The sequence below is a fragment of the Serratia silvae genome (assembly GCF_023282985.1).
Taxonomy (GTDB): domain Bacteria; phylum Pseudomonadota; class Gammaproteobacteria; order Enterobacterales; family Enterobacteriaceae; genus Chania; species Chania silvae.
Genome location: NZ_JAGQDC010000019.1, coordinates 1 through 13,518 on the forward strand (window position 1 = coordinate 1; position 13,518 = coordinate 13,518).

A 13,518-nucleotide genomic window follows, 5' to 3' on the forward strand; every position below is an offset into this window, starting at 1 on the left:
GGATTCGTAGGCCAAAATGGCCGCAACCTCCGTGTTGCCCGATCGAATACGCAGCTCACAAAGTTTGCTGCGCGTTAGCCATACCAGCAAAATAACGGTGGTACAGATAACGACCAGTTTGACGATGTTTCCTTTATTCAACATTGCGTTTCCTTCTCCTTGCCTCTCGGCAGGTAAGAAGCTAACCTAACGTTGTGTGGCGTTAGAGTTGGCCTCGGGTTGATGTTATCGACTCGGGGCTTTTCTCTTTGTATCCATCACCTTGGCTTTGGGCTCCAGATACAAAGATCCAGAGCACCCACGCGTAGTATATTCATCACACCCGTCTGTCTAGTGTCTGTTTTATTCCCAAATACCAACTCTGCGCAGCGTTACGCAATGCTCTGCAACGGCCTGAAAAACCAACTCTTCACCGTTGCAGATTTTAGCCAGGCAATTAGCAATGAACCATACAGCCCTGCTGGATTAGCGGTTCAAGCACCGCTGGATAATGATCGAAGTCATTCCAACGCAGGTCCAGTCGCCGTAGGTTTTTCATTTGCGCCATGCTTGTCGGTAATTCACTTAATCGGTTTGCACGCAAGTCTAATGAAACCAGTGAACTCAATGCCCCAAAGTCATCAGGCAGCCGGGATAACTGGTTGAAACGCAGATTGAGGGTGCTCAGCTTGGGCAATAGGCAGAATTGATCGGGTAAGTACGCAATGGCGTTGTTTTCCAAATCCATCACCTGTAACTCTGACAGTTGAGCGATCTCGCAGGGCAGGGTAGTGAGACGATTTTTCATCAGGTGCAATTCACGCAACTGGCCCAACAAACCGATTTCGGACGGTAATGCAGTGATGGCGTTATTGTAGAGACGCAACTCTTGTAATGCCGCTAGGGCGCATAACGCCGATGGGAGTTCCACTAGTTGATTATCGGTCAGATTCAGATAGCGCAATGCCTGCAATTGGCGGAGCGTATCGGGTAGCTGACTAAAGCCGTTATCACTCAAGTACAAATACTTTAATTCACACAATTCCCCGATTTCGGCGGGAATTGATGCTGCCTGGTTATGACCAAAATCGAACATTTGCAGTTGGTGTAATAAACCAATCTCAACAGGGAGTTGAGTAATCTGGTTGCATGAAATATTTAGCACCTTCAGGTTGCGATGGTTAAGGATACCTGTGGGGAAGGTGGCTAGACGGTTATTGTACAGGCTGATTTTTTGCAGTGAGGCGCCGCTCAGGCTTGCTTCGCTCAGGCTGTCCAGTTGTTGGTTATCAAGGTCCAGCGAATCCTGAGTATGTTGCTGTTGCTGTTGCTGTTGCTGTTGATGCAGCATGAATGATGCTCCAAAACATTGGGGATATCGACAGAGGGTACGCAAGTGGGGAAGGTAGGGGAATACAAATCTGGCGGAGCTGACCCCGAGAGCTAAATGCCCCCGAGGTTTTGGTGAAGCTTATGGTTTAAAAGTTTGAATGGAAACCAACTCCGGCACCCGTGGCATTGCCATCCCAGCTAACCTGAACGGTGACGGCACTGTCTTGTGACGTACGGAACTGCATACCGCCAGCGATGGAGGCTTCACTATCATATTCCCCGGCGGCAACGGCGTAGCCTGATTCATTGCGGTTGTAATGCAGCGAGCTTACCGCCTGAGCCATGGCACCTACACGCTTGATATCTTTGCTATTCTCATCAATATCTTTGCGGTTGGCCGCAATATCACGCGAGTTCTGATTGATCGCGGCACTGTTGCTGGCAATACGTGCGCGGTTAAGGGCAACGTTGGCGCTGTTTTGTTGAATGTAAGTACCCTGTGCGGCCTGTTCGTTACGTACACCGCGCAGAGCAACGACATTGGCGTTAACCAGCGTCATATCTGCATCTTTGCCGTTAGCCCCTTTCTTACCCGTGATGGATTGTCCGTCTTTACCATCGGCACCGTTCTTACCGTCAATACCGTTATGGGGAGCGGTATTAGCTTCGGCATATTTCTCTGCGGTCAATACGCGCTGCTCGCTTTGGCGGGGACCGGCCGAAGTTAACGTTTGAGCGACATTGTGCTGTCCATCTAGATGGGTGGCAGGGTCAGTCTGGTGAGTCGGATTACCTTCTGGATTGTTGTGCTGGTAGGCAGCATAGCGAGCGGCATTACGCTCGGCATCGGTGACGTTGCTGTCGAGATGAGCAGTGCGATCAATCACCGGTGCATCGAGATGTGGGGTGGCTGCGTCCTGATGAGTGCCATCCAGATGGGTAGCCGGACCGGTCTGATGCGTTGGCGTGCCTTCTGGATTGTTGTGCTGGTAGGCAGCATAGCGAGCGGCATTACGCTCGGCATCGGTGACGTTGCTGTCGAGATGAGCAGTGCGATCAATCACCGGTGCATCAAGGTGCGGGGTTGTCGTGGCCTGATGAGTGCCATCCAGATGGGTAGCCGGACCGGTCTGGTGAGTCGGATTACCTTCTGGATTATTGTGCTGGTAGGCAACCAATTCGTTAGCCGCCTGTTCCTGGAACTCTTCTTTCTTGACGCGCAGATCGTGTTTTTTGGCTAGGTTAGCGTAATGTTGTTCAGCCGCCTGTTGGCGCAACGTGGTCGCATCACCGTGAGTACCATCAAGATGTGGTGTGATTTGAGGCGTCTCAGGAACGTAGTGGGCCAATGGGAAGTCTGATAACGCGTTTTCAATACTGGTTCCTTCAGGAGCCCGCTCAATGAAACGCTCAATCTTTTGGTTTATTTCAGCCTGGCTCATGCCTGCCGTGATCGCTCTGAGCTCCGAGATCGCTCCGTCCAGACTATCGGCGTGGGCCATACCACTCAGTGTGGCCAGAGTGATTAAAGAAGCAAGCAGTGTTTTCTTGATGGTCATTTTACTACCTATATTAAGTCATTAAGGTTTGAGTGTTGACTGATGCGACCATCCGTAGTCTTTCTTGCTTCTTTAGACTTTTGCGAGATAATAAAAGTCATAATCCATTGTCTGTTAATAGTCTTTAATTTGGCTATTCTATGTATTTTAAAAGACTGATTTTTGACTTTGATCAACTATGACTTATTTATTACTTAATGTAGTGATAGGTATCAAGGTGCGACTTTCAATTGAAGGTTGAAATCATTGCAGGTGATGACGTAGTTAGTTGATAGGGGGCGAAAATTAGATTTTGGGGGACGGCGAATGGTAACAGGTCACGGAATTAGTGATTAAGTGACTGGTAGGAGCGGTCGTTGCGCTGCTATGGGCCGTTACAAATCGACACGCAGCGCAACTAACTATTTTATGAGTTATTGGTAATGAAAATCAAAGTCTGCGATGGTGCAGTCGCCGGCCTGTGCGATCGCCGTTGATAATTCGGCATAGTAGGCATCAAGTCCAATAGCTTCAACCGCGTCAATCGCCGGTTTGATCCGCAGGCAGTAGAGCTCTGGGTAACCTTTTTCTATGACCTTGTTGTTGGGGATCTGTTCGCTACACACCGCTTTATAGTAGGTTCTAACGGCCTGTTTGACACTGGTCGGGGCCTGATTGACCGAAACCTGCTCGCCAAGATCCATCAGTTTTTGCAGGGTGGGGAAGGTGTCTGTCGTTACGCATTCGTGCAGTCTGGCGAAGAAGTTAAGGAAATACTCCACCGAACCCAAGTCCGAAATCTTGGGTTTGGTGGATTTACCATTGCGGTTTCCTGCGGTTGATCTTGCACCCACTGAGGGTATCAGCTTGTCGAGGTCAAGATTAAATAGATTGTCGGCAATCACGCGCCGCTCTTTTAGCGGTATTTCCAGCATTTTGGCTATCAGTGCCTTAGCGGGTGCATCGAGCAGACCATGATTGGTGAGCCATTGTGTGCGAGAATATTCATTCTTGGTACGAGCCCAGTCCGGTGGGTTATCTGGGCCGTATTGTGTGGATTTGCCTTTGCTATCAAAGGCGATATAAGTGCCATCGGCAAACTGGAAACGGGTGTTTTTAAAGCTGCTAATGGTGTTGGTAATCACCATTGCGTCTTTGACGAATTTGGCGACCTCCGGGGTCATTACAAAACTGGTTGAGTTATCGCTATTGATGACTTCTTTCAGTTTACTGACGTCAGTTACCTTGGCTGGCAGCAAGGGAAACTCAAAAAATGCATGTATCATTTGTCTATTTTTCCTTTGATTAACCTTTGTCTAATCCAATACTTAATAAAGTTTACCACCTCTTTAAGCTGTCTGTTGCTACTAATTGTGACAGATAACCCAATTGCAGTATTAAATGAGGGTTAAATCTACTTGTTTAAGTCAGCTGTTACTCATGGTTAAAAGTCTTTTTTGAGTTTTATTTTAGTCTGTTGAGTGGGTGGAAGAACGGAAAATTAGGCATTAAAAAAGCCAGCCGGTAGAGTGGCCGGCTGGCTTTACTGCGGGTCGAAATGATTAAATCAGTCTACGCGCAGGATACGGTTGGTATTGGTGGTTCCAACGGTGCCCATAACGTCACCTTGGGTGACCAGCACCAGATCGCCAGATACCAGATAGCCTTTATCACGTAGGCGGGCTATCGCGTCATTAGCGGCGACTACACCATCACTGTGGCTACCGAAGTAGACCGGAGTGACACCGCGATACAGCGCCGTCAGGTTCAGCGTGTGCTCATGGCGTGACATGGCGAAGATCGGTAAACCTGAGCTGATACGCGACATCATCAGCGCGGTGCGGCCAGATTCGGTCATGGCGATGATGGCGGTAACCCCTTTAAGGTGGTTAGCGGCATACATGGTCGACATGGCGATGGCTTCTTCGATATTGTCGAACTGCACGTCCAGACGGTGCTTGGACACGTTGATGCTTGGGATTTTCTCTGCGCCGAGGCAAACACGCGCCATGGCGGCTACCGTTTCGGCAGGGTATTGGCCTGCAGCGGTTTCGGCAGACAGCATGACCGCATCGGTACCATCCAACACGGCGTTCGCCACGTCCATGACTTCGGCACGGGTCGGCATCGGGTTGGTGATCATCGATTCCATCATCTGCGTGGCGGTGATCACCGCACGGTTCAGCGTACGGGCGCGACGGATCAGTTTCTTCTGGATACCCACCAGTTCCGGATCGCCGATTTCGACGCCCAGATCGCCACGGGCAACCATGACTACATCGGAAGCCAGGATGATGTCATCCATCGCTTCGTCACTGCATACGGCTTCGGCACGTTCTACTTTTGACACGATTTTGGCGTTGCAGCCTGCATCACGCGCCAAGCGGCGAGCATAGTTCAGGTCTTCGCCGGTGCGTGGGAAGGAGACGGCCAGATAGTCGACGCCAATTTTGGCGGCGATCAGAATATCGGCTTTGTCTTTCTCGGTCAGGGCTTCGGCAGAGAGGCCACCGCCCAGTTTGTTGATGCCTTTATTGTTCGACAGCGGGCCACCCACGGTGACTTCGGTGAACACTTTCATGCCCTGAACTTCCAGCACTTTCAGTTGTACGCGGCCATCGTCCAACAGTAGTACATCACCAGGAACCACGTCCGCAGGCAGGCCTTTATAGTCGATACCGACTTTTTCTTTATCGCCTTCACCCTTGGTCAGGTTGGCATCCAGCAGGAATTTATCGCCGATGTTAAGGAAAATCTTGCCTTCCTTAAAGGTGGAAACGCGGATTTTTGGCCCTTGAAGATCGCCCAGGATAGCGACATGACGCCCCAGTTTGGCCGCAATCTCACGCACTTTATCTGCCCGTGCCTGATGGTCTTCTGCATTGCCGTGGGAAAAGTTAAGCCGAACTACGTTCGCACCAGCAGCAATAATCTTTTCCAGATTATTGTCGCGGTCGGTAGCCGGACCCAGTGTGGTAACGATTTTGGTTCTTCTGAGCCGTCTGGTCATGTATTACTCCGTTGACTTGTGACGCAAGTATTGGTGTTGCTGAACGTCAGATAACGAAACCGGATGAGGGGGCCGACGCTTTTCGCCTACCCAATTTTCATCCGGTTTATCTGTGTGAACGAACTATCAGGGTACAACTATAATCCCGTGGGTCAACTTGTGATCTGACCGGCGGTTTTTAAATCCGTTTTCAGTCGAAATTGTTAGGGACGATCCCTTTATCAAAGCGCGATTCTTTCAACGCTTCCTTGACCCGCTTCAAGTTATCTCTGAATTTAGCCCCTCGGCGCAAGGTAAATCCAGTGGCTAGCACGTCAATGAGGGTTAACTGCGCAATTCGGGACACCATCGGCATATAAACGTCAGTATCTTCCGGCACGTCCAGCAGTAGGGAGAGGGTCGCAACCTGGGCCAGCGGCGTATCTTTCGAGGTGATGGCGATGACCGTTGCATCATTTTCCCGTGCCAGATGTGCCATCTCTACCAGATTCTTGGTGCGCCCGGTATGGGAGATCAGTACCACAACATCGCCCTCGGTGGAGTTCATGCAGCTCATGCGCTGCATGACGATATCGTCAAAATAGACCACCGGAATATTAAAGCGGAAAAATTTATTCATAGCGTCATGCGCCACGGCGGCAGAGGCCCCCAGGCCAAAGAACGAGATTTTTTTCGCCTGGGTAAGCAGATCGACCGCACGATTGATTGCGGTAATGTCGAGATTTGCCTTTACTGTATCCAGGTTGGCCATCACCGATTCAAAGATTTTGCTGGTATATGCGGCAACGGTGTCGTTTTCTTCAACATTACGGTTTACATAGGGCGTGCCGTTGGCCAGACTTTGTGCCAGATGCAGTTTGAAATCGGGGAACCCTTTGGTTTCAAGGCGGCGGCAAAAGCGGTTAACGGTCGGCTCACTGACATCGGCCAATTTGGCCAACCGGGCGATGCTGGAGTGAATAGCGGTTTGTGGGGAGGCCAGGATCACCTCGGCGACTTTCCTTTCCGACTTGCTCAGGAGCTCCAGATGGCTCTGGATTTTTTCCAGCGTATTCATATAACGAGAGTCACTCATGGTTTATACCTGCCGGGCACCGGCTATCGCTGGTGATCCATCGGGTATGTCGATTTCAATCAAAGGAGAAATCAATCCGGTTTAATGAAAATATACTACGTGCTGGTAAGCGTTGGCAGTGTCGACAAGGGATAACCTGGCTTTTTTCACCAGAACATGACCTGTGTCTAACTTTCATAATGGTAAAAGAGCGTCAAAAAAGATAGAAAATTACAGTTTTCCCTGTTACCCGCTGCGTTAGCGCTACGTCAGGGATAACGCCGTAGTTTTTGGGGCTTTTTTTTCTGCTTTTGATCTGGGTTTACTGGCCGTAGCGAAAGAGAGTACATTAGTAATGTAAGAAAATTACAAATATCCTGCATCGAGGAGATGAACATGGCGGTAACCTCTACAGCCCAGGCCTGTGACCTGGTTATTTTCGGCGCAAAAGGCGATCTGGCGCGTCGTAAACTGCTGCCTTCCCTGTACCAGTTAGAGAAAGCCGGTCACATCCACCCGGATACCCGTATCATCGGGGTAGGCCGTGCCGAGTGGGATAAAGAAGCTTATACCAAGGTAGTCAAGGAAGCCCTGGGCACCTTTATGAAAGAAAAGCTGGACGATGAGCTTTGGGCCACGCTGAGCGCACGCCTGGACTTCTGCAATCTGGACGTCAACGACAGCAAGCATTTCGCCGAACTGGGCAAGATGCTGGACCAGAAACATCGTACCACCATCAACTATTTCGCCATGCCGCCAAGCACCTTTGGCGCCATCTGCAAAGGTCTGGGCGAGGCCAAGCTGAATAAAGAACCAGCGCGCGTGGTGATGGAAAAACCACTTGGCACTGACTTGGCATCCTCACGGGTGATCAACGATCAGGTTGCCGAGTACTTTAACGAATCCCAGGTTTACCGCATCGACCACTATCTGGGCAAAGAGACGGTACTGAACCTGCTGGCATTGCGCTTCGCCAACTCCCTGTTTGCTTCCAACTGGGATAACCGCACCATCGATCACGTGCAGATCACCGTGGCGGAAGAGGTGGGTATTGAAGGGCGCTGGGGTTACTTCGATCAGGCCGGGCAGATGCGTGACATGATCCAGAACCACCTGTTGCAGATCCTGACCATGATCGCCATGTCACCACCGGCAGATCTGACCACTGACCGTATCCGTGATGAGAAAGTGAAAGTGCTGCGCTCGCTGCGCCGTATCGATCAGACCAATGTCCGGGAAACCACCGTGCGTGGTCAGTACACCGCAGGCTTCGTGCAGGGTAAAAAAGTGCCGGGTTACCTGGAAGAGGAAGGGGCAAACAAAAGCAGCAACACCGAGACTTTTGTGTCCATCCGCGTCGATATCGACAACTGGCAATGGGCCGGCGTGCCGTTCTATCTGCGTACCGGTAAGCGTTTACCGACCAAATGTTCAGAAGTGGTGGTGTACTTTAAAAACCCACCGCTGAACCTGTTCAGTGACTCCTATCAACAACTGCCACAGAACAAACTGACCATTCGCCTGCAGCCGGATGAAGGGATCGAAATCCAGGTACTGAACAAGGTGCCGGGGTTGGATCACAAACATCGTCTGCAAACCACCAAACTGGATCTGAGCTTCTCGGAAACCTTCAATCAGGAACACGTGGCCGACGCCTATGAGCGCCTGCTGCTGGAAACCATGCGTGGCATCCAGGCGCTGTTCGTGCGCCGTGACGAAGTGGAGGAAGCCTGGAAGTGGGTTGACTCAATCATGGATGCCTGGAAAGCGGACAACGAAGCGCCTAAGCCATATCAGTCTGGGACTTGGGGGCCGGTGGCTTCGGTCGCGATGATCACTCGCGATGGCCGTTCGTGGAACGAATTTGAATAAGCAGTATTAACCTGTTACCTAACCCTCCCAAAGGGAGAGGGTTAGGGTGAGGGGGATCATATTTAGCGGTACGATCGGAATCTGCAGCATTGCGGAGCCCTGTGGCAGGGGCGTGCCATACACCAACCGAAAGTAATGGAGAGAATGACGATGAAAAACTGGAAAACCAGTGCAGAACAGATCCTGACGGCAGGCCCCGTAGTTCCGGTTATTGTGATTAACAAACTGGAACACGCCGTGCCGTTGGCGAAAGCACTGGTTGCGGGTGGCGTGCGCGTGCTGGAAGTGACGCTGCGTACCGCCTGTGCGATGGACGCGATTCGTGCGATCGCCAAAGAAGTTCCTGATGCCATCATTGGTGCTGGCACGGTGATCAATCCACAACAACTGCAGGAAGTGACCGAGGCTGGCGCTCAGTTTGCCATCAGCCCTGGCTTGACCGCCGATCTGCTGAAAGCCGCCACCGCAAGCAGCATTCCGTTGATCCCAGGTATCAGCACCGTTTCCGAGTTGATGTTGGGGATGGATTATGGCCTGCGCGAGTTTAAATTCTTCCCTGCGGAAGCCAACGGCGGCGTCAAGGCGTTGCAAGCCATTGCCGGGCCGTTCTCACAGGTACGCTTCTGCCCAACCGGTGGCATCACGCCGAACAACTACCGTGACTATCTGGCACTGAAAAGCGTGCTGTGCATCGGCGGTTCATGGTTAGTGCCTGCGGATGCGCTGGAAAGCGGCGACTATGCTCGTATCACCGAATTGGCGCGTGAAGCCGTCAAGGGTGCTACCGCCTAAACCCGCGTTCGCTCCTGCTGATGCCAATCCTCTGTGATTGGCATTTTTTTGCCTGCAAATGCCACAAATCCCATTTTGCGGTGGTTGCTATCTACTTACCGGATGGATTTCCTAAGAAGACGGGATCTGCGGGCTTGGGTAAGATCACAGTTCCATCATCGATCCACAAAGCGGAGAGACCCATGCCGAAGAGGTCGTGTCGCTGCTGGAAGGCATCAAACAGATCCTGCACTAAGGCGCGCGGCGCTTGAATCTGCCGCACTTACAGGTTGCCGAAATTCTCGCAAGGCTCAGGTGAAAATCCGTGCCTTTTTTAATTTTTAAAAACATTAACGTTCTTATTTATAACCCATTTTTTTTCGCTAAATGTGAAAACGGTGGTTTGCTTTCTGATTTTTGCTGTGGTAAAACTAATGCAGTTGAAAATTTTACATTCATGAGGATATTGGGCAAATCGCACGGTGTGCGGCTGAAGATAGAGAATAATTATGATGAAACTTAATGGAATGCCTCTCAGAACATCTTGTTGCCAACTTTTCCTTTCTGCCATCCTTGCCAGTGAGCATCACTGGTGCAGCGAGCTATAGCGTCTTTCTCCTTTAACCGGTGCTGATGACAGGGTTCACTTCTCGTCGTTTGGCGTTGCCGGGCAAACTTCTTTAATACGTTTGGGTAGGTTTATCCCCAGAGATTTCTATATCTCAAGCGCCGCTGTGCGCCTGTTTGATGAGATAGATTGGGATAAATACGCCTTAGCGTGCGTGATTCGCCGTTTGGGAGAAAAATTATGATTTACTGGATCTTTTTAGGCTTTGCCATCACCGCCGAAATTATTGGCACCTTGTCCATGAAATACGCTAGCGTCAGCGGTGGTATGACCGGACACATCGTGATGTACGTGATGATCACCTTGTCTTATATCATGTTGTCATTAGCGGTAAAACGCGTGGCCTTGGGTGTTGCTTACGCCTTATGGGAAGGGATCGGCATCCTGTTTATTACCCTGTTCAGCGTGATGCTGTTTGATGAGCCAATCTCTGCGCTGAAAGTGCTGGGTCTGGCGGCGTTGATTGCCGGGATCCTGCTGGTGAAATCCGGCACCCGCAAGCCACGAAAACAGGTCAGCCCGCGAGGTAACAACCATGCAACAGCTTGAGTTGTACCACATTGGGTTTCTGGCCTTGGCCATCGTACTGGAGATTGTGGCCAACATCTTTCTGAAGATGTCTAACGGTTTTAGCCGAGTTTGGCTGGGGCTGTTGTCTCTGGTATCGGTATTAGGGGCGTTCAGCGCGCTGGCGCAGGCGGTGAAGGGGATCGATCTTTCGGTGGCTTATGCGCTGTGGGGCGGTTTCGGTATTGCGGCCACCATCGCTGCCGGTTGGATTTTGTTCGGTCAACGGCTCAATGCCAAAGGCTGGATGGGGCTGGCCCTGTTGCTGACGGGGATGGTCATTATCAAACTGGCGTAACGGCCAGCCAAATAAAAGCCGCAGGTATGTACTCTTGAATTAAGAGTATGGCCTGCGGTTTTTTGTTTTATAGCGCCGCGATGATCTTGATTTCAACTTTGAATTTCGGATTCATCAGGCGAGCCTCTACGGTACAACGCACCGGCGCACTGCCAGCAACAACCCAGGCATCCCAGGCGGCATTCATGGCGGCAAAATCGTCGCCATTGGCCAGGAAAATGGTGGCGTCTAAAATCCGGCTCTTGTCCGAACCCACGCGGGCCAACAGTACATCGATAGCAGCCAGGGTATTGGCGGTTTGCGCCGTAGCGTCATCGTCCAGATTTTCCGGGACACTGGTGTAATAAACGGTGTCATTGTGGATCACCGCTTCAGACCAGCGCTGTGCCGGATCAATTCGTTCGATATTCATGCAATTATCTCCTTATCATCAACGTCATAAGCGTATCACAGCCGCGAGCGGATGTGTGCGCGGATAAAGTCGGTGGTAGCGGCGTGGCAGGCTTGGCATAATCACCGCTGAATGATACCGGCAGAGAGATAGCGTGGCAGACGATTTCGCACCAGAAGGCGCACTAGCGCAGGCAATTAAAGGGTTCAAACCCCGTGAACCGCAAAGATTGATGGCAGAGGCGGTAACGGAAGCCATCAATTTCAAACAGGAGCTGGTCGTCGAGGCTGGAACCGGCACCGGTAAAACCTACGCCTATCTGGCACCGGCGCTGCGTTCAAAGCGCAAGGTGATTATTTCCACCGGCTCCAAGGCCTTGCAGGATCAGCTTTACGCCCGCGATCTGCCCACCGTGGCCAAGGCATTAAAATATAAAGGCAAATTGGCGCTGCTGAAGGGGCGTTCCAACTACCTGTGTCTGGAACGTCTGGAGCAGCAGTCTATGGCCGGTGGCGAACTGGCTGGCCAGACGCTGATCGATCTGGTGCGGTTGCGTAGCTGGTCTACCCTGACGGAAGAAGGGGATATCAGCTCCTGTAGCGATGTGGCGGAAGACAGTTTTGTCTGGCCGCTAGTGACCAGCACCAACGATAACTGCCTGGGCAGCGACTGCCCGCTGTATAAAGAGTGTTTCGTGGTCAAGGCACGACGCCGGGCGATGGACGCCGACGTGGTGGTGGTTAACCATCATCTGTTTCTAGCGGATATGGTGGTCAAGGAGGGCGGCTTTGCCGAACTGATCCCGGAAGCGGACGTGATGATCTTCGACGAAGCGCATCAGATCCCTGATATCGCCAGCCAATATTTCGGCAAGCAGCTCACCAGCCGCCAACTGATGGATCTGGCCAAAGACATCACCATTGCCTACCGCACCGAAGTGCGCGACAGCGCACAGTTGCAAAAGAGCGCCGATCGCCTCAGCCAGAGCACGCAGGATTTCCGTTTAGCGCTGGGGGAACCGGGTTTTCGCGGTAACCTTCGTGAGGTGCTAACTCAGCCTAACGTCCAGCGCGCCTTGCTGTTGCTCGATGATGCTTTGGAACTGTGTTACGACGTGGTCAAGCTTTCCCTGGGCCGTTCGGCGTTGCTGGATGCTGCCTTTGAACGAGCGACGCAGTTCCGCGCTCGCCTTAAACGGCTCAAAGAGGTCAACGAACCCGGTTTCAGCTATTGGTATGAATGCAACTCACGCAGTTTTGTATTGGCGCTCACGCCATTGACGGTATCAGACCGCTTCCGCGAGATGCTGGATGAAAAACCGGGCAGTTGGATTTTCACCTCGGCAACGCTGTCGGTGAATGAGCAAATGGGTCATTTTACCGATCGATTGGGGCTGAATAAGGCCAAAACTCTACTGCTACCCAGCCCGTTTGACTATGCCAATCAGGCGCTGCTCTGCGTGCCACGTTTCCTGCCTTCGCCGAATCAACCCGGTGGGGCACGACAACTGGCCCGAATGCTGCGGCCAATGATTGAGGCTAACCAGGGCCGCTGTTTCTTCCTGTGCACCTCGCATCAGATGATGCGTGAGCTGGCCGAAGAGTTCCGCGCCACCTTGACGCTGCCGGTGCTGTTGCAAGGGGAAACCAGCAAGGGCCAACTGCTGGCGCAGTTTGTCGAAGCGGGCAATGCGTTACTGGTGGCAACCAGCAGCTTCTGGGAAGGGGTTGACGTGCGCGGTGATGCGCTCTCTTGCGTGATTATCGATAAGCTGCCGTTTACCTCGCCGGACGATCCGTTGCTGAAGGCGCGCATTGAAGATTGCCGTTTACGCGGCGGTGACCCGTTCAAGGATGTGCAACTGCCCGATGCTGTGATTACGCTCAAGCAGGGGGTTGGTCGTCTGATCCGCGATACCGATGATCGGGGCGTGCTGGTGATTTGTGATAACCGCCTGGTGATGCGCCCTTATGGTGAAGTGTTCCTCAACAGCCTGCCGCCGACGCCGCGTACCCGCGATCTGGCACAGGCTATTGCCTTCCTCAAGGGCGAATAGGCGCGACTTCCGGGGTGTGCTA

The 13,518-nt window shown here is 51.9% G+C and carries 12 protein-coding genes; 5 read left to right on the forward strand and 7 right to left on the reverse strand.

Features of this window, described 5'->3' with window-relative positions; translation table 11 throughout:
• The 6 genes from KAJ71_RS19375 to KAJ71_RS19400 form a co-directional block, all read right to left on the reverse strand.
• A partial coding sequence (locus KAJ71_RS19375) for a Hok/Gef family protein (protein ID WP_248947251.1) occupies positions 1–144 on the reverse strand: 144 nt, incomplete at its 3' end.
• Positions 145–436: 292 nt separating this feature from the next.
• Entirely contained in the window at positions 437–1,330 is an 894-nt protein-coding gene (locus KAJ71_RS19380; RefSeq protein ID WP_248947176.1) for a leucine-rich repeat domain-containing protein, read from the reverse strand.
• Between the two features lie 127 nt (positions 1,331–1,457).
• Positions 1,458–2,870, reverse strand: coding sequence for a YadA-like family protein (locus KAJ71_RS19385; RefSeq protein WP_248947177.1), 1,413 nt, complete (start codon positions 2,868–2,870; stop codon positions 1,458–1,460).
• 413 nt (positions 2,871–3,283) lie between these two features.
• Positions 3,284–4,135 carry a hypothetical protein gene (locus KAJ71_RS19390; protein WP_248947178.1) on the reverse strand — a complete coding sequence of 284 codons (852 nt, stop codon included), beginning with the start codon at positions 4,133–4,135 and terminating at the stop codon, positions 3,284–3,286.
• Between the two features lie 281 nt (positions 4,136–4,416).
• Positions 4,417–5,859, reverse strand: a complete 1,443-nt coding sequence (gene pyk / locus KAJ71_RS19395) for a pyruvate kinase (RefSeq protein WP_024486464.1) — start codon at positions 5,857–5,859, stop codon at positions 4,417–4,419.
• A gap of 190 nt (positions 5,860–6,049) precedes the next feature.
• Positions 6,050–6,916 carry a MurR/RpiR family transcriptional regulator gene (locus KAJ71_RS19400; RefSeq protein ID WP_248947252.1) on the reverse strand — a complete coding sequence of 289 codons (867 nt, stop codon included), beginning with the start codon at positions 6,914–6,916 and terminating at the stop codon, positions 6,050–6,052.
• A 393-nt stretch (positions 6,917–7,309) separates the two neighbouring features.
• Here KAJ71_RS19400 and zwf point away from each other — a divergent pair, with 393 nt between their 5' ends.
• From zwf to mdtI, 4 genes are all read left to right on the forward strand, one after another.
• Positions 7,310–8,785: a glucose-6-phosphate dehydrogenase gene (gene zwf / locus KAJ71_RS19405; protein WP_248947179.1), complete on the forward strand. Its 1,476-nt coding sequence runs from the start codon at positions 7,310–7,312 to the stop codon at positions 8,783–8,785.
• A 150-nt stretch (positions 8,786–8,935) separates the two neighbouring features.
• On the forward strand, positions 8,936–9,577 hold the full coding sequence (locus tag KAJ71_RS19410; protein ID WP_248947180.1) for a bifunctional 4-hydroxy-2-oxoglutarate aldolase/2-dehydro-3-deoxy-phosphogluconate aldolase: 642 nt from the start codon (positions 8,936–8,938) through the stop codon (positions 9,575–9,577).
• A gap of 787 nt (positions 9,578–10,364) precedes the next feature.
• Positions 10,365–10,733, forward strand: coding sequence for a multidrug/spermidine efflux SMR transporter subunit MdtJ (mdtJ, locus tag KAJ71_RS19415; RefSeq protein ID WP_248947181.1), 369 nt, complete (start codon positions 10,365–10,367; stop codon positions 10,731–10,733).
• The gene (gene mdtI, locus KAJ71_RS19420; RefSeq protein ID WP_021181166.1) at positions 10,720–11,049 is read left to right on the forward strand and encodes a multidrug/spermidine efflux SMR transporter subunit MdtI; all 330 of its coding nucleotides are present in this window, start codon (positions 10,720–10,722) and stop codon (positions 11,047–11,049) included. The genes mdtJ and mdtI overlap by 14 nt, the downstream gene beginning before the upstream one ends.
• A gap of 67 nt (positions 11,050–11,116) precedes the next feature.
• Here the strand turns inward: mdtI and KAJ71_RS19425 are convergent, their stop codons facing one another.
• Positions 11,117–11,461 (reverse strand): RidA family protein, encoded by a 345-nt coding sequence (locus tag KAJ71_RS19425; protein ID WP_248947182.1) that lies wholly within the window; start codon positions 11,459–11,461, stop codon positions 11,117–11,119.
• 133 nt (positions 11,462–11,594) lie between these two features.
• On the opposite strand from KAJ71_RS19425, the gene yoaA reads away from it, so the two are divergent.
• The gene (gene yoaA, locus KAJ71_RS19430; RefSeq protein WP_248947183.1) at positions 11,595–13,496 is read left to right on the forward strand and encodes a DNA repair helicase YoaA; all 1,902 of its coding nucleotides are present in this window, start codon (positions 11,595–11,597) and stop codon (positions 13,494–13,496) included.
• Positions 13,497–13,518 lie beyond the last annotated feature (22 nt).